The organism is Pseudomonas sp. B21-035, assembly GCF_024748945.1.
Taxonomy (GTDB): domain Bacteria; phylum Pseudomonadota; class Gammaproteobacteria; order Pseudomonadales; family Pseudomonadaceae; genus Aquipseudomonas.
In genome coordinates this window covers 5,387,727-5,410,203 of sequence record NZ_CP087179.1, presented here as the reverse complement: position 1 = coordinate 5,410,203, position 22,477 = coordinate 5,387,727, and the positions used below count along the sequence as shown (strand labels likewise).

At 63.5% G+C, this 22,477-nt stretch carries 20 protein-coding genes; 16 read left to right on the top strand and 4 right to left on the bottom strand.

Features of this window, described 5'->3' with window-relative positions; all coding sequences use genetic code 11:
- Positions 1 to 203 precede the first annotated feature (203 nt).
- From glyA to LOY22_RS24725, 12 genes are all read left to right on the top strand, one after another.
- Positions 204 to 1,457 (top strand): serine hydroxymethyltransferase, encoded by a 1,254-nt coding sequence (glyA, locus tag LOY22_RS24780; protein WP_195885194.1) that lies wholly within the window; start codon positions 204 to 206, stop codon positions 1,455 to 1,457.
- Positions 1,458 to 1,477: 20 nt separating this feature from the next.
- A complete protein-coding gene (locus tag LOY22_RS24775) occupies positions 1,478 to 2,728 on the top strand; it encodes a sarcosine oxidase subunit beta family protein (protein WP_038998326.1) in 1,251 nt (416 codons plus the stop codon).
- A 14-nt stretch (positions 2,729 to 2,742) separates the two neighbouring features.
- Positions 2,743 to 3,072, top strand: a complete 330-nt coding sequence (locus LOY22_RS24770) for a sarcosine oxidase subunit delta (RefSeq protein ID WP_045199126.1) — start codon at positions 2,743 to 2,745, stop codon at positions 3,070 to 3,072.
- Positions 3,069 to 6,086 carry a sarcosine oxidase subunit alpha gene (locus LOY22_RS24765; RefSeq protein WP_213603043.1) on the top strand — a complete coding sequence of 1,006 codons (3,018 nt, stop codon included), beginning with the start codon at positions 3,069 to 3,071 and terminating at the stop codon, positions 6,084 to 6,086. The genes LOY22_RS24770 and LOY22_RS24765 overlap by 4 nt, the downstream gene beginning before the upstream one ends.
- A gap of 67 nt (positions 6,087 to 6,153) precedes the next feature.
- Positions 6,154 to 6,786: a sarcosine oxidase subunit gamma gene (locus tag LOY22_RS24760; RefSeq protein WP_213603045.1), complete on the top strand. Its 633-nt coding sequence runs from the start codon at positions 6,154 to 6,156 to the stop codon at positions 6,784 to 6,786.
- Positions 6,787 to 6,797: 11 nt separating this feature from the next.
- On the top strand, positions 6,798 to 7,655 hold the full coding sequence (purU, locus tag LOY22_RS24755; RefSeq protein WP_093378767.1) for a formyltetrahydrofolate deformylase: 858 nt from the start codon (positions 6,798 to 6,800) through the stop codon (positions 7,653 to 7,655).
- Between the two features lie 160 nt (positions 7,656 to 7,815).
- On the top strand, positions 7,816 to 9,015 hold the full coding sequence (fdhA, locus tag LOY22_RS24750; protein WP_045199135.1) for a formaldehyde dehydrogenase, glutathione-independent: 1,200 nt from the start codon (positions 7,816 to 7,818) through the stop codon (positions 9,013 to 9,015).
- A gap of 183 nt (positions 9,016 to 9,198) precedes the next feature.
- Positions 9,199 to 9,765: a DUF2780 domain-containing protein gene (locus tag LOY22_RS24745; RefSeq protein WP_045199137.1), complete on the top strand. Its 567-nt coding sequence runs from the start codon at positions 9,199 to 9,201 to the stop codon at positions 9,763 to 9,765.
- A 71-nt stretch (positions 9,766 to 9,836) separates the two neighbouring features.
- The gene (locus LOY22_RS24740) at positions 9,837 to 10,265 is read left to right on the top strand and encodes a DUF350 domain-containing protein (RefSeq protein WP_093378770.1); all 429 of its coding nucleotides are present in this window, start codon (positions 9,837 to 9,839) and stop codon (positions 10,263 to 10,265) included.
- A 16-nt stretch (positions 10,266 to 10,281) separates the two neighbouring features.
- Complete coding sequence (locus LOY22_RS24735) at positions 10,282 to 11,049, top strand: DUF1190 domain-containing protein (protein ID WP_045199141.1); 768 nt, start codon at positions 10,282 to 10,284, stop codon at positions 11,047 to 11,049.
- A 13-nt stretch (positions 11,050 to 11,062) separates the two neighbouring features.
- Complete coding sequence (locus tag LOY22_RS24730) at positions 11,063 to 11,659, top strand: DUF1190 domain-containing protein (protein WP_093378773.1); 597 nt, start codon at positions 11,063 to 11,065, stop codon at positions 11,657 to 11,659.
- A gap of 9 nt (positions 11,660 to 11,668) precedes the next feature.
- The gene (locus LOY22_RS24725; RefSeq protein WP_258595187.1) at positions 11,669 to 12,826 is read left to right on the top strand and encodes a glutathionylspermidine synthase family protein; all 1,158 of its coding nucleotides are present in this window, start codon (positions 11,669 to 11,671) and stop codon (positions 12,824 to 12,826) included.
- Here LOY22_RS24725 and LOY22_RS24720 read toward each other — a convergent pair whose 3' ends face one another.
- Entirely contained in the window at positions 12,827 to 13,714 is an 888-nt protein-coding gene (locus tag LOY22_RS24720; protein ID WP_045199146.1) for an acyltransferase, read from the bottom strand.
- A 180-nt stretch (positions 13,715 to 13,894) separates the two neighbouring features.
- On the opposite strand from LOY22_RS24720, the gene LOY22_RS24715 reads away from it, so the two are divergent.
- From LOY22_RS24715 to creD, 4 genes are all read left to right on the top strand, one after another.
- On the top strand, positions 13,895 to 14,398 hold the full coding sequence (locus LOY22_RS24715) for an ATP-dependent zinc protease (protein WP_195885188.1): 504 nt from the start codon (positions 13,895 to 13,897) through the stop codon (positions 14,396 to 14,398).
- Between the two features lie 113 nt (positions 14,399 to 14,511).
- Positions 14,512 to 15,195, top strand: a complete 684-nt coding sequence (gene creB / locus LOY22_RS24710; RefSeq protein WP_045199148.1) for a two-component system response regulator CreB — start codon at positions 14,512 to 14,514, stop codon at positions 15,193 to 15,195.
- Positions 15,195 to 16,628, top strand: a complete 1,434-nt coding sequence (creC, locus tag LOY22_RS24705) for a two-component system sensor histidine kinase CreC (RefSeq protein WP_093378787.1) — start codon at positions 15,195 to 15,197, stop codon at positions 16,626 to 16,628. Before creB ends, creC begins: the two co-directional genes overlap by 1 nt.
- A gap of 95 nt (positions 16,629 to 16,723) precedes the next feature.
- Positions 16,724 to 18,058: a cell envelope integrity protein CreD gene (gene creD, locus LOY22_RS24700; protein WP_045199151.1), complete on the top strand. Its 1,335-nt coding sequence runs from the start codon at positions 16,724 to 16,726 to the stop codon at positions 18,056 to 18,058.
- 150 nt (positions 18,059 to 18,208) lie between these two features.
- Here the strand turns inward: creD and LOY22_RS24695 are convergent, their stop codons facing one another.
- From LOY22_RS24695 to LOY22_RS24685, 3 genes are all read right to left on the bottom strand, one after another.
- Positions 18,209 to 18,841, bottom strand: coding sequence for a glutathione S-transferase (locus LOY22_RS24695; protein WP_258595183.1), 633 nt, complete (start codon positions 18,839 to 18,841; stop codon positions 18,209 to 18,211).
- Between the two features lie 9 nt (positions 18,842 to 18,850).
- Positions 18,851 to 19,519 (bottom strand): peptide-methionine (S)-S-oxide reductase MsrA, encoded by a 669-nt coding sequence (gene msrA / locus LOY22_RS24690; RefSeq protein ID WP_093378790.1) that lies wholly within the window; start codon positions 19,517 to 19,519, stop codon positions 18,851 to 18,853.
- Between the two features lie 131 nt (positions 19,520 to 19,650).
- Entirely contained in the window at positions 19,651 to 22,344 is a 2,694-nt protein-coding gene (locus LOY22_RS24685; protein WP_045199157.1) for a bifunctional diguanylate cyclase/phosphodiesterase, read from the bottom strand.
- Between the last annotated feature and the right edge of the window lie 133 nt (positions 22,345 to 22,477).

Here is a 22,477-nt window from a genome sequence, read left to right as displayed (position 1 = left end):
GCACTCTAAACCAAGAATTGCGGCGTCGCCTATACAAAGCATTGCCCCCGTGGAAGCGGGCTTGCCCCGCGATGAGGCTACATGTCGTAAACGCACCTTTGCGTGGCGTCCGTAGGCATCTGGGCTGTCTGCGTCGGTCATACCATCGCTGCAAAAGGGCAATTGCCCGACAAGAACCGATGCCGCTGCCGGGAGAGACTGCGATGTTCAGCAAGCAAGACCAGATCCAGGGTTATGACGATGCACTGCTGGCGGCGATCAATGCCGAAGAGCAACGCCAGGAAGATCACATCGAGCTGATCGCCTCGGAAAACTACACCAGCAAGCGTGTCATGCAGGCCCAGGGCAGCGGCCTGACCAACAAATACGCCGAAGGCTACCCGGGCAAGCGCTATTACGGCGGTTGCGAGCATGTGGATAAAGTCGAGCAACTGGCCATCGACCGCGCCAAGCAGCTGTTCGGCGCCGATTACGCCAACGTTCAGCCGCACTCCGGCTCCTCGGCCAACAGCGCCGTATACCTGGCCCTGCTGCAGGCCGGCGATACCATCCTGGGCATGAGCCTGGCCCACGGCGGTCACCTGACCCACGGCGCCAAGGTGTCGTCCTCGGGCAAGCTGTACAACGCCGTGCAGTACGGCATCGACACCAACACCGGGCTGATCGACTACGACGAAGTCGAGCGCCTGGCGCTGGAGAACAAGCCGAAAATGATCGTCGCCGGGTTCTCGGCCTACTCAAAAACCCTCGATTTCCCACGCTTTCGTCAGATCGCCGACAAGGTCGGTGCTTATCTGTTCGTCGACATGGCCCACGTTGCCGGCCTGGTCGCCGCTGGCCTGTACCCGAACCCGCTGCCTTACGCTGATGTGGTCACCACCACCACCCACAAGACCCTGCGCGGCCCGCGTGGCGGTCTGATTTTGGCGCGCAGCAACGAAGAGATCGAGAAGAAGCTCAACGCCGCGGTATTCCCCGGTGCCCAGGGCGGCCCGCTGATGCACGTGATCGCCGCCAAGGCGGTGTGCTTCAAGGAGGCGCTGGAGCCTGGCTTCAAGACCTATCAACAGCAGGTGATCGACAACGCCCAGGCCATGGCCGAAGTGTTCATCAAACGCGGTTATGACGTGGTTTCCGGCGGCACCGACAACCACCTGTTCCTGGTCAGCCTGATCCGCCAGGGCCTGACCGGCAAAGAGGCCGACGCCGCCCTCGGCCGTGCGCACATCACCGTCAACAAGAACGCCGTGCCCAACGACCCGCAGTCGCCGTTCGTCACCTCCGGCCTGCGCATCGGCACCCCGGCGGTCACCAGCCGCGGCTTCAAGGTCAGCCAGTGCGTGGAGCTGGCCGGCTGGATCTGCGACATCCTCGATAACCTCGGCGATGCCGACGTCGAGGCCGATGTTGCGAAGAACGTGTCGGCACTCTGTGCAGATTTTCCGGTTTATCGCTGAGTGGTCCAGGAGTAAAGACTATGCAACGTTACTCAGGCTTCGGCCTCTTCAAGCACTCGCTCAGCCACCACGAAAACTGGCAGCGCATGTGGCGCACGCCCACCCCGAAAAAAGTCTACGACGTGGTCATCGTCGGTGGTGGCGGGCATGGCCTGGCCACCGCCTACTACCTGGCCAAGGAACACGGCATCACCAACGTGGCAGTGGTCGAGAAGGGCTGGCTGGGAGGCGGCAACACCGCGCGCAACACCACCATCGTCCGCTCCAACTACCTGTGGGACGAGTCGGCGCACCTGTATGAACACGCGATGAAGCTCTGGGAAGGGCTGTCACAAGACATCAACTACAACGTGATGTTCTCCCAGCGCGGCGTCTACAACCTCTGTCATACCTTGCAGGACATGCGTGATTCCGAGCGTCGGGTCAGTGCCAACCGCCTCAATGGCGTCGACGGCGAGCTGCTCAATGCTCAACAAGTAGCTGAAGAAATCCCTTACCTGGACTGCTCGAAGAACACCCGCTACCCGATCATCGGCGCCACCGTGCAGCGCCGCGGTGGTGTTGCCCGCCACGACGCCGTGGCCTGGGGCTTTGCCCGCGCCGCCGACGCCCTGGGCGTCGACCTGATCCAGCAAACCGAAGTGATCGGTTTTCGCAAGGAAAACGGCGTGGTCATCGGCGTCGAGACCAACAAAGGCTTTATCGGCGCCAAGCGCGTCGGCGTGGTCACCGCCGGTAACTCCGGGCACATGGCCAAGCTCGCAGGTTTCCGCCTGCCGATCGAATCGCATCCGCTGCAAGCACTGGTGTCCGAGCCGCTCAAGCCGATCATCGACAGCGTGATCATGTCCAACGCCGTGCACGGCTACATCAGCCAGTCGGACAAGGGCGACCTGGTCATCGGCGCCGGCATCGACGGCTGGGTCGGTTACGGCCAGCGCGGTTCGTACCCGGTGATCGAGCACACCCTGCAGGCCATCGTCGAAATGTTCCCGATCCTCTCGCGGGTGCGCATGAACCGCCAGTGGGGCGGCATCGTCGATACCACCCCGGACGCCTGCCCGATCATCTCCAAGACCCCGGTGAAGAACATGTTCTTCAACTGCGGCTGGGGCACCGGCGGCTTCAAGGCCACCCCGGGCTCGGGCAACGTCTTTGCCGCAAGCCTGGCCAAGGGCGAAATGCACCCGCTGGCCAAACCCTTTTCCATCGACCGTTTCCACAACGGTGCACTGATCGACGAACACGGCGCCGCCGCTGTCGCCCACTAACAGGAGAAATCCCCATGTTGCATATCTTCTGTCCCCACTGCGGCGAGCTGCGCTCCGAAGAGGAGTTCCACGCCGCAGGCCAGGCGCACATTCCCCGGCCGCTGGACCCCAACGCCTGCTCCGACGAGGAGTGGGGCGACTACATGTTCTTTCGCGATAACCCCCGTGGCCTGCACCACGAGCTGTGGATTCACGCCGCTGGTTGCCGCCAGTATTTCAACGCCACGCGTGACACGCTGACCTACGAAATTCTCGAAACCTATCCGATCGGCGCCAAGCCGCAGGTCACCGGCAAGAACACCAGCCCGCAGTTGGCAGTCAGTGGTCAGGGAGAAAAGGTATGAGCCAGGTCTATCGCCTGTCCAACGGCGGTCGTATCGATCGCAGCAAAGTCTTGAACTTCACCTTCAACGGCCAGACCTACCAGGGCTTTGCCGGTGACACCCTGGCCGCCGCGCTGCTGGCCAACGGCGTCGACATCGTCGGGCGCAGCTTCAAGTACTCGCGCCCCCGCGGGATCATCGCCGCAGGTAGCGAGGAGCCCAACGCCATCCTGCAGATCGGCGCCACCGAAGCCACCCAGGTGCCCAACGTGCGCGCCACCCAGCAGGCGCTGTACGCCGGCCTTGTGGCCACCAGCACCAACGGCTGGCCGAATGTGAACAACGACGTCATGGGCATCCTCGGCAAGGTCGGCGGCAAGCTGATGCCGCCGGGTTTCTACTACAAGACGTTCATGTACCCGCAGTCGTTCTGGATGACCTACGAGAAGTACATCCGCAAAGCCGCCGGCCTTGGCCGTGCGCCGCTGCAGAACGACCCGGACAGCTACGACTACATGAACCACCACTGCGACGTGCTGGTGGTCGGCGCCGGCCCCGCCGGCCTGGCCGCAGCCCTGGCGGCTGGCCGCAGCGGCGCGCGGGTGATCCTCGCCGATGAACAGGAAGAGTTCGGCGGCAGCCTGCTCGACAGCCGTGAGACTCTCGACGGCAAGCCGGCCGCCGACTGGGTTGCGGCAGTGGTGGCCGAGCTCAAGGCACTGCCGGAAGTCACCCTGTTGCCACGGGCCACGGTCAACGGCTACCACGATCACAACTTCCTCACCATTCACGAGCGCCTGACCGACCATCTGGGCGATCGCGCGCCGATCGGCCAGGTGCGCCAGCGCATGCACCGGGTACGCGCCAAGCGTGTGGTGCTGGCGACTGGCGCCCACGAGCGGCCTTTGGTGTACGGCAACAACGATGTGCCGGGCAACATGCTCGCCGGTGCGGTCTCGACCTACGTGCGCCGCTATGGCGTGGCGCCGGGGCGCAAGTTGGTGCTGTCGACCAACAATGACCACGCCTATCGCGTAGCCCTGGACTGGCACGACGCCGGCCTGAACGTGGTCGCCGTCGCCGATGCCCGCCACAACCCGCGCGGTTCGTTGGTGGAAGAGGCGCGGGCCAAGGGCATTCGCATCCTCACCTCCAGTGCGGTGATCGAGACGCGCGGCAGCAAGCACGTGACTGCAGCCCGGGTTGCCGCCATCGACGTCAAGGCGCATAAGGTCAGCAGCCCCGGCGAGTGGCTGGATTGCGACCTGGTAGCCACCTCCGGCGGCTACAGCCCGGTGGTGCACCTGGCTTCGCACCTGGGCGGCAAACCGGTCTGGCGTGAAGACATTCTCGGTTTCGTACCCGGTGAAGCACCGCAAAAACGCGTGTGCGTGGGTGGCATCAACGGTGTGTTCGCCCTTGCCGACACCCTCGCCGATGGTTTTGAAGGCGGCGTGCGCGCCGCCACCGAAGCCGGTTTCAAGGCGGTGCTGGGGGTGATTCCGAAAGTCCTGGCACGCCAGGAGGAACCAACCGTGGCGCTGTTCCAGGTGCCCCACGACAAGAACACTGCACGGGCGCCGAAGCAGTTCGTCGACCAGCAGAACGACGTCACCGCCGCCGCCATCGAACTGGCTACCCGCGAAGGCTTCGAGTCGGTCGAGCACGTCAAGCGCTACACCGCGCTGGGCTTTGGTACCGATCAGGGCAAGCTGGGCAACATCAACGGCCTGGCGATTGCCGCCCGTTCGATGGGCATCACCATCCCGGAAATGGGCACCACCATGTTTCGCCCCAACTACACGCCGATCACCTTCGGCGCGGTGGCGGGCCGCCACTGCGGGCACCTGTTCGAGCCGGTACGCTTTACTGCCCTGCATGCCTGGCATGTGAAGAACGGCGCCGAATTCGAAGACGTCGGCCAGTGGAAGCGCCCCTGGTACTTCCCGCGCAACGGCGAGGACATTCATGCCGCCGTGGCTCGCGAGTGCAAGGCGGTGCGTGACAGCGTCGGCCTGCTCGACGCCTCGACCCTGGGCAAGATCGACATCCAGGGCCCGGACGCGCGCGAATTCCTCAACCGCATCTACACCAACGCCTGGACCAAGCTCGATGTTGGCAAGGCCCGCTACGGCCTCATGTGCAAAGAAGATGGCATGGTCTTCGACGACGGCGTCACCGCCTGTGTCGGCGACAACCACTTCATCATGACCACCACCACAGGTGGCGCGGCGCGGGTGCTGCAGTGGCTGGAGATCTACCAGCAGACCGAATGGCCGGACCTGAAAGTGTACTTCACCTCGGTCACCGACCACTGGGCGACCCTGACCCTGTCGGGCCCCAACAGCCGCAAGCTGCTCAGCGAAGTCAGCGATATCGACCTGGACAAGGACGCCTTCCCGTTCATGACCTGGAAGGAGGGCCTGGTCGGCGGTGTGCCGGCGCGGGTGTTCCGTATCTCGTTCACCGGCGAGCTGTCGTATGAAGTCAACGTCCAGGCCAACTACGCCATGGGCGTGCTGGAGAAGATCGTCGCTGCCGGCAAGCAATACAACCTGACCCCGTACGGCACCGAAACCATGCACGTACTGCGCGCCGAGAAGGGCTTCATCATTGTCGGCCAGGACACCGACGGCTCGATGACCCCGGACGACCTCAACATGGGCTGGTGTGTTGGCCGCACCAAGCCGTTTTCGTGGATCGGCTGGCGCGGGATGAACCGCGAAGACTGCGTGCGCGAGAACCGCAAGCAGCTGGTCGGGCTCAAGCCGGTCGACCCCAACAAGTGGCTGCCGGAAGGCGCGCAACTGGTGTTCGACCCGAAACAAGCGATCCCGATGGACATGGTCGGTCACGTCACCTCCAGCTACGCCAGCAACTCCCTGGGCTATTCGTTTGCCATGGGTGTGGTCAAGGGCGGGCTCAAACGCATCGGCGAACGGGTCTACTCGCCCCAGGCCGATGGCAGCGTGATCGAGGCCGAGATCTGTTCTTCGGTGTTCTTCGATCCGAAGGGTGAACGGCAGAACATCTAACGCCGGCGTGATGTAGCTCCCACAGGGATCGCGTTACCAGGTCCACAGAATTCAAGGCAGGTGTGTAATGAGCACGATCAACGTCTACCAGCAACGCCCCGGCAACGACGCCAAGGCTGAAACGCCGCTGCACCACGCCGACCTGCCGAGCCTGATCGGCAAGGGTCGCAAAAACGCCGGGGTAACCCTGCGCGAGAAAAAACTCCTCGGCCACCTGACCCTGCGAGGCGATGGCAAGGACCCGGCCTTTGCCGGCGGTGTGTTCAAGGCCCTGGGCCTGGAGCTGCCGGTGGCCCTGACCGTGGTCGCCAACGGCGAGATGTCGCTGCAGTGGCTGGGCCCGGATGAATGGCTGCTGATCGTCCCCGGCGGTGAGGAATTTGCCGTCGAGCAAAAGCTGCGCGACGCCCTCGATGGCCTGCACATTCAGATCGTCAACGTCAGTGGCGGGCAAACCGTTCTGGAACTGAGCGGCCCCAACGTGCGCGACGTGCTGATGAAATCCACCAGCTACGATGTACATCCAAACAACTTTCCGGTGGGCAAGGCCGTCGGCACGGTGTTCGCCAAGTCGCAACTGGTGATCCGCCGCACCGGTGAAGAAACCTGGGAGCTGCTGATCCGCCGCAGTTTCTCCGACTACTGGTGGCTGTGGCTGCAGGACGCTTCCGCCGAATACGGCCTGAGCATTCAGGCTTAAGGAGCAATGCCATGAGTCGTGCACCGGACACCTGGATTCTCACCGCCGACTGCCCGAGCCTGCTCGGCACGGTCGACGCGGTGACGCGTTACCTGTTCGAGCAGCACTGCTACGTTACCGAGCACCACTCGTTCGATGACCGGCTGTCCGGGCGCTTTTTCATTCGCGTGGAATTCCGCCAGCCGGATGATTTCGACGAGGCCAGCTTTCGCGCAGGCCTGGCCGAGCGCGGCGCGGCGTTTGGCATGCTGTTCGAGCTGACCGCGCCCAAGCACCGACCGAAAGTGGTGATCATGGTCTCCAAGGCCGATCACTGTCTCAACGATCTGCTCTATCGCCAGCGCATCGGCCAGTTGAGCATGGACGTGGTGGCAGTGGTTTCCAACCATCCGGACCTAGAGCCCCTGGCCCACTGGCACCGCATTCCCTATTACCACTTCGCCCTCGACCCCCATGACAAACCGGCGCAGGAGCGCAAGGTGCTGCAGGTGATCGAAGAGTCCGGCGCCGAGCTGGTAATCCTTGCCCGCTACATGCAGGTGCTGTCGCCCGAGTTGTGCCGCAAGCTCGACGGCTGGGCGATCAACATCCATCACTCGCTGCTGCCCGGCTTCAAGGGCGCCAAGCCCTACCACCAGGCCTACAACAAGGGCGTGAAACTGGTCGGTGCCACCGCGCACTACATCAACAACGACCTCGACGAAGGGCCGATCATCGCCCAAGGCGTCGAGGCGGTGGACCACAGCCATTACCCCGAAGACCTGATCGCCAAGGGCCGTGATATCGAGTGCCTGACCCTGGCGCGGGCGGTGGGCTATCACATCGAGCGGCGGGTGTTCCTCAACGCCAACCGGACGGTAGTGCTCTGACGGCCGCCATCGCGGGGCAAGCCCGCTCCCACACCGGTAGGAGCGGGCTTGCCCCGCGATGAGGCCTTCAAGGCAAAAACAGATTCCAGTAACACAGCGCCGCCTACGGGCAGCGCACTTTGCACCGCTACATAACAACAAACTTTAGCGAGGTGAAAGCATGTCTGGTAATCGTGGTGTGGTGTATCTCGGCGCTGGCAAGGTCGAGGTGCAGAAGATTGACTACCCGAAAATGCAGGACCCGCGCGGTCGCAAGATCGAGCACGGGGTGATCCTGCGGGTGGTCTCCACCAATATCTGTGGCTCCGATCAGCACATGGTCCGTGGCCGTACCACGGCCCAGGTCGGCCTGGTGCTGGGCCATGAAATCACCGGCGAAGTCATCGAGAAGGGCAGGGACGTCGAAAACCTGCAGATCGGTGACCTGGTTTCGGTACCCTTCAACGTCGCCTGCGGCCGCTGCCGCTCGTGCAAAGAGCAGCACACCGGCGTCTGCCTCACCGTCAACCCGGCCCGTGCCGGTGGTGCCTACGGCTATGTCGACATGGGCGACTGGACCGGCGGCCAGGCCGAATATGTGCTGGTGCCTTACGCCGACTTCAACCTGCTGAAACTGCCGAACCGCGACAAGGCCATGGAGAAGATCCGCGATCTGACCTGCCTGTCGGACATCCTCCCTACCGGCTATCACGGCGCGGTGACGGCCGGGGTTGGCCCGGGCAGCTCGGTGTACATCGCCGGTGCCGGCCCGGTGGGCCTGGCTGCAGCGGCGTCGGCGCGCCTGCTGGGCGCTGCGGTGGTGATCGTCGGCGACGTCAACCCGGTGCGCCTGGCCCACGCCAAGGCCCAGGGTTTCGAAATTGCCGACCTGTCCCAGGACACCCCGCTGCACGAGCAGATCGCCAACCTGCTGGGCGAGCCGGAAGTCGACTGCGCGGTCGATGCCGTGGGCTTCGAAGCCCGGGGCCACGGCCATGCCGGTGCCAAGCACGAAGCGCCGGCCACCGTGCTCAACTCGCTGATGGGCGTGGTGCGGGTTGCCGGCAAGATCGGTATCCCTGGCCTGTACGTCACCGAAGACCCGGGCGCGGTGGATGCCGCGGCGAAGATCGGCAGCCTGAGCATCCGTTTTGGTCTTGGCTGGGCCAAGTCGCACAGCTTCCACACCGGGCAGACCCCGGTGATGAAATACAACCGCCAACTGATGCAGGCGATCATGTGGGACCGCATCAACATTGCCGAAGTGGTGGGTGTGCAGGTGATCAGCCTCGACCAGGCGCCTGAAGGCTATGGCGAGTTCGATGCCGGCGTGCCGAAGAAATTCGTCATCGACCCGCACAAGCTGTTCAGCGCTGCCTAAACACATCGCGGGGCAAGCCCGCTCCCACTGTGCCTGTGGGAGCGGGCTTGCCCCGCGATAGAGGTCTGTCAGTCACATCGCATCGCGGGGCAAGCCCGCTTCCACCGGTTACAAGGGAACAATCCCCCGCCCACAAGGTCGAAACCTCGTTTTCCCTGCCTTAACGGCTGACGAGGTATTTCGATGAAACGTTTCGCACTGGTCACCCTGGTGGCCCTGGCTGCCACTCCGGTATTCGCAGGCTTCAGCCTCAATGACGCGGCCAATGTCTACAACGCCGCCAAGGGCAACAGCGGCGATGCCGCGGTACAGGCCCCCGCTGCTTCGGCGAACCTGCTCAATACCCTCGGCAGCGAACTGAAAGTCACCCCCGAACAAGCCATCGGCGGCACCGGCGCATTGCTGGGCCTGGCCAAGAATCAGCTCAACAGCGGCGATTACGAGCAACTGAGCAAAGCCGTGCCCGGCCTTGACCTGCTTTCCGGCGAGAAGGCCCTGGGCGGTTTGAACGGTCTGGGCACGCTGCTGGGCAAGAGCGACAAGTCCTCGGCCCTGAGCAATGCCCTGGGTAATGTCAAAGACACCAATGACCTCAACAACGCCTTCAGCGCGCTGGGCATGGACACCGGCATGATCGGCCAGTTCGCGCCGTTGATCCTGCAGTACTTGGGCCAGCAAGGCGTCGGCGGCTCGCTGTTGCAGAGCCTGGGCAGCCTGTGGGGCACAGGGGCGGGCGTGCCTTCCGTGTAAGCCAGCTATTTGCGCGGGCGGGGCGGTGTGCTATATGTCCCGCCCCGTTTTACAAGGAAGTGTGATTCGCCATGTTCATGGACGCCCTGAAGATGTCTTTGCCTGCCGACGCCGTGCTCGGCTTTGTGGTCTACATGCTCGGCGCCGCCGTGCTGTTCGGCCTCTACGCATTCATCTACACCCGCCTGACCCCCTACAACGAATTGCGCTTGATCCGCGAAGGCAACAATGCCGCCGCCATTGCCCTGGCCGGTGCCTTGATCGGTTTTGCGATTCCGGTGGCCAGTGCCATTTCCCATTCGATTTCGCTGCTCGACTTCCTGCTCTGGGCGCTGATTGCCGCAGTGGTGCAGTTGCTGGCGTTCGTGGTGGTCAACCGCTGCGTCAAAGGCATGGCTGAACGGGTTGCCCGCCAGGAAACCGCCTCGGCCATTTTGCTGGCCGCCGTGTCCATTGGTATTGGCCTGCTCAACGCCGCCTGCATGACCCCCGCCGCCTGATCAGGGACGATCGACAATGAAACGCAGCAAAACCATTCGCCTGGTCGCCCTCGGCAGCCTGCCGCTGGTGCTGTCCGCCTGTGGCGACCGGCCGACCAAAATCATCAGCGAAACCAAGCGCTACCAGGACGTCGACTATTGCGTCATGGACGGCAAGCCGCGCCAGGTGTGCCAGCAAGCCTGGGTCGCCGCGCAGAACCACCATGCCGCCAACGTCCCGCGCTTTTTGACCGCCGAGGCCTGTGAGGCAGTCTATTTCAAGTGCGATTTTCGCCGTTACGCCAACAACTACGTGCCGCCGATGGAAGGCTTTGCCCTGACCACCGAACGCCAGGTGTACGCCGACGATGAGGACAACAGCAGCAGTTCGTCGACCAACAGCTCATCGTCGAGCGGCGGCTCCGGCGGCGGTCGTCGCTATTACGAGTACACCGACACCGATGCGCGCTATTCGACCGAGGCGATCTATCACGAGCGCGACGGGCGCAATGCGTTCAAGGTCAGCACCCTGACCGAGCAAGTGGCAAATCACAATTACTACGCCGGCCTGGACACCTCGCACCCGGCCTCGCAGCCGTTCAGCGAAGCCGCGCAGCATGCGGCGGCGAGTGGCGGCGGTAGCGCCGTTGCCGGCAGCGACCCGGCGCACGTGGGCAGCGCCCATCCGGCGATTATCCCCATGGCCCAGACTAACAAGCTGATCAGCTCGGCCCGGCCGTTCGCGGTGGGTACCCACAACGGTTTTGTCTCGCGTGCTTCGGGGCGTGGCGGCTTCGCTTCCTGAACGAGGTCAGCCGATGAAACGCAGCAAATCCCTGCGCCTGCTGGCCTTGGGTAGCCTGCCGCTGGTACTCAGTGCCTGCGACAACCAGGTGGCGGCAATCAAGCCGTATAGCGAGGTGCGTCACCATCAAGGGGTGCAGCAGTGCATTGGCAGTGGCACCCGCGCTGAAGCGTGCAATGAGGCACGGGATGTCGCGCAGCAGCTGCACTATGCCCACGCGCCGCGCTTTGACGACCTCAACGCCTGCCAGCTGCGCTTTGAGCGCTGCCAGCAGGTCGAGGGCAACGGCTTTTTTCTGCCGGCCATGGACGGTTTCAACCTGACCACCGAGCGCCAGGTCTATGACGACGGGGTGCCGATCGACCAGGCGCACTGGACCAGCCTGCGCTATGTCGATGCCGCACCGCGTTACCTGGCGGAGCCTGTGTACCGGGCGCGCAAGGGCCGCGAGGCGTTTGTCAGCAGTGCATTGAGTGAACAGGGCAGAGCTGACGTGGCGCCTGCCCAATTGCGTGTTTTCGGCGGTAACAGCTATGGCTCGACGCGTTGGTTGACCCTGGATAGCAACGGGTTCAACAGCCGCTCGTCGCTACGCGGCTACAGCACCTGAGGATTGCAGATGAAGCGAATTTCCATCGCCCCGCGCCCGGACTGGCGTGCCACCGCCGAGCAGTTCGGTTTCAATTTCCACACCTTCGGCGACGAGCCCTACTGGGACGAGTCGGCCTATTACCAGTTCAGCCTGCGGCAGATCGAAGACGATCTTGAAGAGCCCACCCGCGAACTGCATGAGCTGTGCATGGCGCTGGTGGCCGAGGTGGTCGACAGTGAAGAGCTGCTCGAGCGCCTGGCGATCCCGGCACCGTACTTCGATTTGATCCGCCGCTCGTGGCGCGACGGCCACCCGCATTTCTACGGGCGCATGGACCTGTGTTACGACGGCAAGGGCCCGGCCAAGCTGCTGGAGGCCAACTACGACACGCCGACGTCACTCTACGAAGCCAGTTTCTTCCAGTACCTGTGGCTGGAGCAGCAGATGCAGCGCGGCATGCTGCCGGCCGACGCCGACCAGTTCAACAGCCTGGAAGACAAACTCACCCAGGTGATGGGTGCCAATACCTTTGCCACGCCGTTCTACTTTTCTTCGGTGAAAGACTCGATCGAAGACCGCGGCACCGTCGAATACCTGCGCGATATCGCCCTCGGCGCCGGGCTCGATGCGCGCCTGGTAGACATGGAAGACATCGGCCTGAGCCGCGGCGGGCGATTTGTCGATGATGTTGGCGCACCGATCCCGAGCCTGTTCAAACTCTACCCCTGGGAAGACATCTTCCATGACCCCTACGGCCCGGCGATCGCCACCAGCGGTACCTTGTTCGTCGAGCCGCCGTGGAAGGCGATCCTTTCCAACAAGGGCATGCTGGCGCTGCTGTGGGAACGCCACCAGGGCCACCCGAACCTGCTGCCGGCGTTCATCGAGCAAACCCCGGGCGCGCCCCTCGACAAGGGCTGGGTGCGCAAGCCGTTCTTCTCGCGCGAAGGCGCCAACATCGAGATCCACACCGGCAGTGGCAAGCGGGTGGTCGAAGATGGCCCGTATGGCGGCGGGCCGAGCATCATCCAGCAGTTCCAGGCGCTGCCGCGCTTTGGCGACAGCTACACGGTGATCGGCAGCTGGGTGGTCGGCGACCTGCCGGCGGGCATCGGCATTCGCGAAGACAACTCGCTGATCACCAAGGACAGCAGCCGCTTTCTGCCCCACGCGATCATCGACTGATCAGCGCAGCTCGGCGCGCAAGGCCTCGATGCGGGCGTCCTTGGCGTGCCAGAGCTGGTTGACCCAGTCCTGCACGGTCTGGCGAAACACCGGGTCGTTCTCGTAGTCGCCGCTCCACAGTGCCGGGTCCAGCTCATGTACCTGGATGTCGATGATCACCTTGGGCAAATTGCCGCTGAGCAGGTCCCAGAACCCTGGGGCCTTGTCGCCGGGGTAGACGATGGTGACATCCAGCAGGGCGTCGAGCTGTTCGCCCAGCGCCGCCAGCACGAAGGCCACGCCGCCGGCCTTGGGCTTGAGCAGATGCTTGAAGGGTGACTGTTGGGCGGCGCGCTTGGCCTCGGTGAACCGCGTGCCTTCGAGGTAGTTGACCACGGTCACCGGCTGGCGCTTGAACAGCTCGCAGGCGGCCTTGGTGATTTCCAGGTCCTGGCCCTTGAGCTCGGGGTGCTTGTCGAGGAAGGCCTTGCTGTAGCGCTTCATGAACGGGTAGTCCAGGGCCCACCAGGCCAGGCCCAGCAAAGGTACCCAGATCAGCTCCTTTTTCAGGAAGAACTTGAAGAACGGTATGCGCCGGTTGAGCACCTGGATCAGCGCCGGGATATCCACCCAGCTCTGGTGGTTGCTGACCGCCAGGTACGAGGTGTCGAGGCGCAGGTCGGCGGCGCCGCGCACGTCCCAGATGGTCGGGATGCACAGGCGGAAGATCAGTTTGTCGATTTCGGCCCAGGTTTCGGCGATCCACATCACCGCCCACGAGGCATAGTCGCGGTAACGGCCGGGCAGGACCAGTTTGAGCAGGGCAAAGACCATCAGCGGGCCGATCAGGACCAGGGTGTTGAGCAGCAACAGCAAGGTCACAAGAATGCCCGTCAGCAAGCGGCGCATAAGAAAGCTCTTATATTCAAGTAAGCGGTCGGCAATGATAAGCACCCGGTCGGCGTACGCCAAATGCTCCGATCTGCTCCCGCCGGACAAATGTTTCACATTGTGTTGAATAAGCTATTGGCGCGAACCTATCCTGCCTTCGCAGTCTAAACACTGTCTTATCTCAAGGAAGCGGATCCTGTGAAATCGGTACTTGCACTGCTGTCCCTGTTAGCCCTGCCGGTCCTGGCCGCCGAGCCGACCCTGTATGGCCGCTACGAATACATCAAACTGCCGGAAGTCGGTGGCCAGACCTTCAAGGCCAAGATGGACACCGGCGCGCTGACCGCTTCGCTGTCGGCCAAGGACATCGAAACCTTCACCCGTGACGGCGAAGAGTGGGTGCGCTTTCGGGTCGCCACCAAGGACGCCGACGGCAAGGTCTATGAACACAAGCTGGCGCGCATCAGCAAGATCAAGAACCGCGCCGATGAAGACGAAGACGGCGAGGGCGCCGAGATCAGCAAGCGCCCGGTGGTCGACCTGGAACTGTGCCTGGGCGACGTGAAACGCACCGTCGAGGTCAACCTGACCGACCGCAGCAGTTTCAATTACCCGTTGCTGATCGGTGCCAAGGCGCTGCGCGAGTTCAAGGCGGCGGTAAACCCGGCGCGGCGCTTTACCGCAGACAAGCCGAGCTGCTGAGCAGCTCACTAGCTGCAAGCTTTAAGCGACAAGCTGCAAGAAAAAGCGGTTCAGTGTAACTTCACGCGATCCGCTTCTTCTTGAAGCTTGTCGCTTGAGGCTTGCCGCTCCAGATGCCCCACATTTTAATTGTCGAAGACGAAGCGGCCATCGCCGATACGCTGATTTTCGCCCTGCAAGGCGACGGTCACAGCACCGAGTGGGTGACCCTGGGCAGCGCCGCGCTGGAGCAGCAACGCCAGCGCCCGGCCGACCTGATCATCCTCGACATTGGCCTGCCGGACATCAGCGGTTTTGAAACCTGCCGGCAACTGCGCCGTTTCAGCGAGGTGCCGGTGATGTTCCTCAGCGCTCGCGATGGCGAAATCGATCGGGTGGTGGGCCTGGAAATCGGCGCCGACGATTACGTGGTCAAACCCTTCAGCCCTCGCGAAGTGGCGGCCCGGGTGCGGGCGATCCTCAAGCGCATGGCGCCGCGCGCGGAACCTGTGGTGAGCGCCGCCGAGCTGTTCCAGGTCGATACCCTGCGCATGCAGATCCACTACCGTGGCCAGGCCCTGAGCCTGACCCGCCACGAGTTTCGCCTGCTGCAAAGCCTGCTGGAGCAACCGGAGCGGGTGTTCAGCCGCGAGCAACTGCTCGATGCCGTCGGGGTCGCCGCCGATGCCGGCTACGAGCGCAGCATCGACAGCCATATCAAGAGCCTGCGCGCCAAGCTGCGTGCGGTGGCTGCCGACGCCGAGCCGATCCAGACCCACCGCGGCCTGGGCTACAGCTACAGCCCGAGCCATAGCTGATGCGCCTGGGGATCCGGATTTTCCTGGTGTACTTCCTGTTCGTCGGGCTGACCGGCTACTTCATCCTCAGCACTGTGCGCGAGCAGATCCGCCCCGGTGTGCGTCAGTCCACCGAAGAAACCCTGGTCGACACCGCCAACCTGCTGGCGGAAATCCTCCACGACGACGTCAAGGCCGGCACCCTTGGCCAGAGCCGTTTGCCGGTGCTGCTGCGCGCCTACGGCCAGCGCCAGCCCAAGGCCGATATCTGGGGCTTGTCGAAGAACCAGGTCAACCACCGCATCTATGTCACCGATGCCCAGGGCAAAGTGCTGCTCGACTCGGCCGGCGTGGCGGTAGGCGAGGACTATTCGCGCTGGAACGACGTCTACCTGACCCTGCGCGGCCAATACGGTGCACGCTCGACTCGCAGCAACCCGGACGATCCGGATTCGTCGGTGATGCACGTGGCGGCGCCGATCCTCGATGACGGCAAGATCATCGGCGTGATCACCGTGGCCAAGCCGAACAAATCGCTGCAACCCTATATCGACCGCTCCGAGCGGCGCCTGCTGTACCTCGGCCTGGGCCTGATCGGCCTTGGCCTGCTGGTGGGCGCGGCATTGTCGTGGTGGCTGGCGCGCTCGCTGCGCCGCCTGACGCGCTACGCCCAGGCGGTCAGTGAAGGCGAGCGCACGGCGCTGCCGCATTATCGCGGGGGTGAGTTGTGGCAACTGGCGGCGGCGGTGGAGCGCATGCGCACCCAGCTTGAAGGCAAGGATTACGTCGAGCGCTATGTGCACACCCTGACCCATGAGCTGAAAAGCCCGTTGGCGGCGATTCGCGGCGCCAGCGAGCTGCTCCAGGGGCCGATGAGCGACGAACAGCGCCAGCGTTTTGCCGGCAATATCGAAAGCGAAAGCGCACGTATGCAGCAATTGATCGAACGCCTGCTCAACCTGGCTCAGGTCGAGCAGATGCAAGCGCTGGAAGAACAGCAACAGGTGCCGCTGGCAGCATTGGTCGACGAGTTGCTGCTGGCCCAGGGCGCGCGGATCGAAAGCGCCGAGCTGCAGGTGCGTCAGCGTCTGCCCGCGGCCGCGCGCCTGCTGTGTGACCCGTTCCTGATGCGCCAGGCCATCGCCAATCTGCTCGACAACGCCCTGGACTTCACCCCTCCAGGCGGTTTGCTGGTGTTCGAGCTGGAGCACGGCGATGGCCGCGTGGCCTTGAGCCTGTTCAACCAGGGCGAGTCGATTCCGGACTACGCCCTGGGCCGGCTCAGCGAGCGCTTCTATTCGCTGCCACGACCGTTCAGTGGGCGCAAGAGCACCGGCCTGGGGCTGAATTTCGTCGAAGAGGTGATGCAGTTGCATGGTGGCGCGCTGGAAGTGGCCAACGTCGAGGACGGCGTGCGCGTACGGTTGTGGCTGCCGGCCAAGCGCCTGGGCTGAAAACTTCACAGAGTCTGCACACAGACTCCACATAAGTCCCCAAGGGCTCCATTTCGTTTGCGCAGACTCTGCCCATCGAAACCGGAGTCCTGTCCATGCACCGCAAACTGAGTTACAAACTGGCCGTGATCGGCTTTCTGATCGTATTGCTGCTGATCCCGTTGTTCATGATCGGCGGCTTGATCCAGGACCGTCAGTACCAACGCGATCGCGTGGTGCGCGACATTGCCGAAAGCTCAAGCTTCGCCCAGCAGATTACCGGGCCGATGCTGGTGGTGCCGTACCGCAAGATCGAACGGCGCTGGAAGACCGAAGAGGGCAAGAGCTTCCAGGAAATCAGCCAGGTCAACGGTCATTTGTATTTCCTCCCGGAAACCTTCGACCTCAATGCCAGCATCGACACCGAGCTGCGTTCGCGCGGTATCTACGAAGCGCGCCTGTTTCACGCCAATAGCCACATCAACGGCCATTTCGAGATCCCGGCCAACTGGGGCATTACCGAGGACTTCGAGGATTACCGCTTCGAACCTGCGTTCCTGGTCGTCGGTATCAGCGACATCCGCGGCATCGAAAAAGGCCTGCAACTGCAGCTCAACGACCAGCGCCTGGACTTTGCCGCCGGCACCAAGCTGGGCTGGATGAGTGGTGGTGTGCACGCACTGTTGCCCGGTGTCGATGGCAAGGTCGCCAGCGTGCTCAACTATGCCTTCGACCTCAGCCTGCAAGGCACCGAGCAGCTGCAGGTGGTGCCGGTAGGGCGTAGCACCAGCGTGGCCATGGCCGCCAACTGGCCGCATCCGAGCTTTGACGGCAACTACCTGCCGGTCAGCCGCAAGATCGATGCCGGTGGTTTCTCGGCGCGCTGGCAGACCTCGTTCTTCTCCACCAACCTCGAAGACGCCCTGACCCAGTGCGTGGTCAACGACAAGTGCAATGCCTTCAACGGTCGCGCTTTCGGGGTCAGCTTCATCGACCCGGTGGACCAGTACCTCAAGAGCGAGCGGGCGATCAAATATGCGCTGCTGTTCATCGCCCTGACCTTTGCCGGCTTCTTCCTCTTCGAAGTGCTCAAGGGCCTGAGCGTGCACCCGATCCAGTACGGCCTGGTGGGCGTGGCCCTGGCATTCTTCTATCTGCTGTTGCTGTCGTTGTCCGAACACCTGGGCTTTGCCATGGCCTATGCCTTGTCGGCGAGCGGCTGTGTGTTGCTGATCGGCTTCTACCTGTGCCACGTGCTGCACAGCGTGTTGCGCGGCATGGGCTTTGCCCTGGGCCTGGCGATGCTCTACGGCATGCTCTACGGTCTGCTGACGGCCGAGGATTACGCTTTGCTGATGGGTTCGCTGCTGCTGTTCGCGCTGCTGGGTGTGTTCATGGTCCTGACCCGTCGCCTGGACTGGTATGGGGTTGGCCAGGTGAAGCTGTCGTGAGCGGCTTGCGCGAGGAGAGGTATCTGGGGGCAGTGCTGGCGATGAAAATCGCCAGGCTGTTCGTGCGCTGGGAGGCAGAAGTCAGCATCGCGGGGCAAGCCCGCTCCTACCACGCACGTAGGAGCGGGCTTGCCCCGCGATAAGGCCGGCTCAGACAATCGAAGGGTCAGTCGCGCGCATCGATTCACGCAGGCAAACCTGCGCATACCACCCCGCCAGCTGCGGCTGTTGCTCACGCCAGCCGAAGTCGGGGAAGCGCAGGTCGAGGTAACCCAGGGCGCAGGCCACACCGATGGCGGCGATGTCGAAGCCCGAGGCAAGGTCGGCGAAGTGGTGCTGCTCAAGGTTGCTCAGGCCACGACGGATCTTGTCCTGCTGCGCCTCGATCCAGCTGTCCCATTGCTTGTCCTTGGGCCGCAGGAAGGTTTCGTAACGGGTCAGCACCGCGGCATCCATGATCGCATCGGCCAGCGACGCCAGGGTCAGGCGATGCCAGCGCGGCCAGCCGTCACGGGGGATCAGCGGGTTGCCGACATGCTGCAGGTCGAGGTATTCGCAGATCACCCGGCTGTCGTGCAGCACGCTGCCGTCAGCCAGGCGCAGGGCCGGGATCTTGCCGGCCGGGTTGCCCTGGTTGAGCTCGGCCACCGGATCGACCGGGGTGAGGTTGACGGTCTGCAGCGCCACCCGGTCGGTTTGCCCGGTTTCGTGCAGCACCACCAGGACCTTGCGCACGAACGGCGAGGCCGGCGAATGAAACAGGGTCATGCTTGGTGCGGACATGTCGATCCCTCAGTTGCCTTGCAGGCTCGGTGGCAGGCAGACACCGGTACCGCCGATGCCGCAGTAGCCGTCGGGGTTCTTGGCTAGGTACTGCTGGTGGTAGGCCTCGGCAAAGTACACGGTCGGCGCCTGCTCGATCTCGGTGGTGATCTCGCCGAAACCGGCTTTGCTCAGTTCGGCCTGGTAGGCCTGCTTGCTGGCCAGTGCCTCGTCCAGTTGCTGGGGGCTGGTGCAGTAAATTACCGAGCGGTACTGGGTGCCGATGTCGTTGCCCTGGCGCATGCCCTGGGTCGGGTTGTGCAGTTCCCAGAACATCGCCAGCAGCTCTTGGTAGCTGACCTTGTCCTTGTCGAACACCACCAGCACCACTTCGGTGTGGCCGGTCAGGCCCGAGCAGACTTCTTCGTAGGTCGGGTTGGGGGTGAAACCGCCGGCATAGCCGACCACGGTGCTGACCACGCCTTCACGCTGCCAGAAGCGCCGCTCGGCCCCCCAGAAGCAGCCCAGGCCAAAGATTGCGAAGTCGATGGCGCCTTCGAAGAACGGGCCGAGCAGCGGGGTGTCCTTGAAGACAAAATGCTTCTCGGGCAGGGTCATCGGGGTTTCGCGGCCAGGCAAGGCCTGTTCGGCAGTGGGCAGGACGTTTTTGTTCACCAGAATCTCCGAGCGCAGGACCATGATCGTTCCTCTGCTGATTGGGGTAGGCAAGGCTGGTCCCATCGCGGGTCAAGCCCGCTCCCACTGTGGGAGCGGGCTTGACCCGCGATGGGACCCGAATGAACCTATATTGCCCGAGACAAACGCCGCTGTCAGGCGATAGGGCCACGCGGATAGCGTTTGAGTTTGGTGATCAGCTCGCTGCCCGGAATCGGCCGGTCGAACAGGTAGCCCTGGCCGACATCGCAGCGGTGGCGACGCAGGAAGGCCAGCTGCTCGGCGGTCTCGATGCCTTCGGCCACCACCTTGAGCTTGAGATTGTGGGCCATGGCCACCACCGCCGAGGTAATCTCCATGTCGTCCTGGTTGTCGGGGATTTCGTGGATGAAGCTGCGATCGATCTTGATGATGTCGATCGGGAATTTCTTCAGGTAGCTCAACGACGAATAGCCGGTGCCGAAGTCGTCCATGGCCAGGGTCAGGCCCAGTTGCTTGAGCTGGTCGAGCTGGCGGTGAGTGTCTTCGGTAGCTTCCAGCAGCAGGCCCTCGGTCAGCTCCAGCTCCAGCAGGTGCGGGGGCAGGGCTTCTTCCTTGAGGATATTGGCGATCGAGGCGACCAGGTCCGGATCGGAAAACTGCTTGGGCGAGAGGTTGATCGCCACCTGCAGGTTGCCCAGGCCCTCCAGGCGCAGCGTCTGGCTCATGCGGCAGGCCTGGCGGGCGATCCACTTGCCGATGGGGATGATCAGCCCGGTCTCTTCGGCGACACTGATGAACTGGTCGGGGCGAATCATGCCCTTTTCCGGGTGGTTCCAGCGCAGCAGCGCTTCCAGGCCCAGCAGGCGGCCGCTGCGCAGGCACAGCTTGGGCTGGTAGAACACGTCCAGCTCGTTCTGGGTCAGGGCGCGGCGCAGGTTGTTCTCGACGAACAGCTTGTAGCTGGCCTCGGCATTGAGCGCTTCGGTGAACACCTGGACCTGGTGCTTGCCGTTGGCTTTGGCCTTGTGCAGGGCAAGGCCTGCGTTCTTCATCAGCGTCTGCGGGTCGCGCCCGTGCAGCGGCGCGCAGGCCAGGCCCACGGAGCCGGTGACGTTGATCAGCTGGTTGTCGACGAACATCGGTTTGTCGAGGGTGCGCAGCAGTTGCTGGGCCACCTGCTGGCCGCTTTCAAGGTCGGTGTCTTCGAGCAGCACGGCGAATTCGTTACTGGCAAAGCGCGCCAGACTGCCGCCGGGGCTCAGGCTGTTGCGCAGGCGCCGGGCCAGGCTGATCAGCAGCTTGTCGCCGGTCTGGTGGCCGAGGCTGTCGTTGATCCGCTTGAAGTTGTCGATGTCCACCAGCAGCAGGCTGATCGGGCTGTCGCTGTCACGGGCGAAGCGCTCGTCGAGGTTGCGGATGAACGCCGGGCGGTTGCCCAGGCTGGTCAGGTTGTCGGTGTAGGCCAGGCGCTCGATGCGCTGCTGGGCCAGCTTGCTCTGGGTGATGTCTTCGTAGATGCCGATATAGTGGGTCAGTTCGCGATTGTCGCCGAACACCTTGGAAATCGACAGCTGGCCCCAGTAGGGCTCGAGGTTCTTGCGCCGGCTCTTGAACTCGCCTTGCCAGCTGTTGCCCATGGCCAGGCTCGACGGCGCGTCGAACAGCAGCTCGCTGAGGTTTTCCAGCGCCGGCAGCTCCGACAGGCGGTGGCCGTGGACTTCATCGGTGCTGTACTGGGTGATGGCGGTAAAGCTTGGGTTGACGTACTCGACCACACCGTCGCGGTTGACCAGCAAGAAGGCGTTGGCGCTTTGCTCGACGGCGCGCTGGAACAGGTGCAGGGCATTGGTCGCGGTGCGCCGGTTGTGGTTGTTGATGACCTGGGCGAACTGGTCGGCCAGCTCGCCAGCAAAGGCGATCTCATCGGTTTGCCAGGCCCGCGCCGAGCCGGTCTGCTCCAGGCACAGCACCCCGACCACCTGGCCATCGATGCGGATACTGGCATCGAGCATGGCGTTGATATCGCGTGGGCGCAGGCTCTCGGCCATGTCGCGGGTGCGCGGGTCGTGGGTGGCGTTGTGGGCGTCGATGGCGCGGCTGGTGTGCAGCGCTTCAAGGTAGTCGGGAAAACGGCTGGCGTCGATGGGCTCGGGCAGGCGGTATTCCTGGGTCGAACGGTAGAACGCCGAAATCGGCTGCAGTTGCTGCTCTTCCAGGTACCAGATGCTTGCGCAGTCGATCTTGTAGATCTCGCAGGCACTGCGGGTGATCAGCTCGGCGGCTTCGAGCAGCGAGTTGCTGGCGCTGTAGCGATGGCGCGCCAGGTGCAGGATCAGGTCCTGCTGGGCGCGCACCCGCTCCAGGTGCTCGAGCTGTTCCTGCTGGGCGCGCTGGTTGAGTTGCAGGGCGATCTGCAGGCGACTGTTGCGGGTTTCGAGGTCGGCGGCCGACAGGTCCGGGGTATCTCCCGGCTGGCTGTCGAGGACCATCAGGTAACCGCGCAGCAGCTGGCGGTTGTGCTGCTTGTAGGCTTCGCCCAGCTCCAGCAGGTGCAGCGGGCCCTGGCCGGTGTGCAGGGTGTAGCGCACCAGGTAATGCGGGCGCTGGGCCAGTTGCAGCTGGATGGCGTCGTGCAGTTTGTAGCGCGCTTCGGGCTCCATCAGGCTGGCGTAGGGCGAGCCGACCAGGGCGCAGAGTTCGACGGCGGCCAGGCCAAATTGCCGTTCGCAACCAGGGTCCAGATAGAGCAGCGCCCAGCTCGCCTCGTTCAGCCGCTCGAAACGCAGCATCCCGAGCCGCGAGGGCACGGGCAACTGCGTCACGACCTCGGCCACCATACGGCTGGCGGCATCAGGTTGGCTTTTCATCGAGAGCTCGCTTCAAGAAGGCTGTTCGCGCAAATAGAGCAATCTGCTACTACGCGTGTCGGCAAGGTTGCATCATGCGCTTGAGGCTGACAAGCGATACAGAGACCTCCGTACTAACTGTGTCGGCATTGGC

Excerpts from the sequence above, each read along its gene's own strand:
- LOY22_RS24765 (WP_213603043.1), top strand. The coding sequence starts at position 3,069 with ATGAGCCAGGTCTATCGCCTGTCCAACGGCGGTCGTATCGATCGCAGC.
- LOY22_RS24720 (WP_045199146.1), bottom strand. The coding sequence starts at position 13,714 with ATGCGCCGCTTGCTGACGGGCATTCTTGTGACCTTGCTGTTGCTGCTC.
- LOY22_RS24745 (WP_045199137.1), top strand. The coding sequence starts at position 9,199 with ATGAAACGTTTCGCACTGGTCACCCTGGTGGCCCTGGCTGCCACTCCG.
- LOY22_RS24770 (WP_045199126.1), top strand. The coding sequence starts at position 2,743 with ATGTTGCATATCTTCTGTCCCCACTGCGGCGAGCTGCGCTCCGAAGAG.
- creB (WP_045199148.1), top strand. The coding sequence starts at position 14,512 with ATGCCCCACATTTTAATTGTCGAAGACGAAGCGGCCATCGCCGATACG.
- fdhA (WP_045199135.1), top strand. The coding sequence starts at position 7,816 with ATGTCTGGTAATCGTGGTGTGGTGTATCTCGGCGCTGGCAAGGTCGAG.
- LOY22_RS24730 (WP_093378773.1), top strand. The coding sequence starts at position 11,063 with ATGAAACGCAGCAAATCCCTGCGCCTGCTGGCCTTGGGTAGCCTGCCG.
- LOY22_RS24775 (WP_038998326.1), top strand. The coding sequence starts at position 1,478 with ATGCAACGTTACTCAGGCTTCGGCCTCTTCAAGCACTCGCTCAGCCAC.
- msrA (WP_093378790.1), bottom strand. The coding sequence starts at position 19,519 with ATGGTCCTGCGCTCGGAGATTCTGGTGAACAAAAACGTCCTGCCCACT.
- LOY22_RS24735 (WP_045199141.1), top strand. The coding sequence starts at position 10,282 with ATGAAACGCAGCAAAACCATTCGCCTGGTCGCCCTCGGCAGCCTGCCG.
- LOY22_RS24695 (WP_258595183.1), bottom strand. The coding sequence starts at position 18,841 with ATGTCCGCACCAAGCATGACCCTGTTTCATTCGCCGGCCTCGCCGTTC.
- purU (WP_093378767.1), top strand. The coding sequence starts at position 6,798 with ATGAGTCGTGCACCGGACACCTGGATTCTCACCGCCGACTGCCCGAGC.
- creC (WP_093378787.1), top strand. The coding sequence starts at position 15,195 with ATGCGCCTGGGGATCCGGATTTTCCTGGTGTACTTCCTGTTCGTCGGG.
- LOY22_RS24740 (WP_093378770.1), top strand. The coding sequence starts at position 9,837 with ATGTTCATGGACGCCCTGAAGATGTCTTTGCCTGCCGACGCCGTGCTC.
- LOY22_RS24725 (WP_258595187.1), top strand. The coding sequence starts at position 11,669 with ATGAAGCGAATTTCCATCGCCCCGCGCCCGGACTGGCGTGCCACCGCC.
- LOY22_RS24685 (WP_045199157.1), bottom strand. The coding sequence starts at position 22,344 with ATGAAAAGCCAACCTGATGCCGCCAGCCGTATGGTGGCCGAGGTCGTG.
- creD (WP_045199151.1), top strand. The coding sequence starts at position 16,724 with ATGCACCGCAAACTGAGTTACAAACTGGCCGTGATCGGCTTTCTGATC.
- glyA (WP_195885194.1), top strand. The coding sequence starts at position 204 with ATGTTCAGCAAGCAAGACCAGATCCAGGGTTATGACGATGCACTGCTG.
- LOY22_RS24760 (WP_213603045.1), top strand. The coding sequence starts at position 6,154 with ATGAGCACGATCAACGTCTACCAGCAACGCCCCGGCAACGACGCCAAG.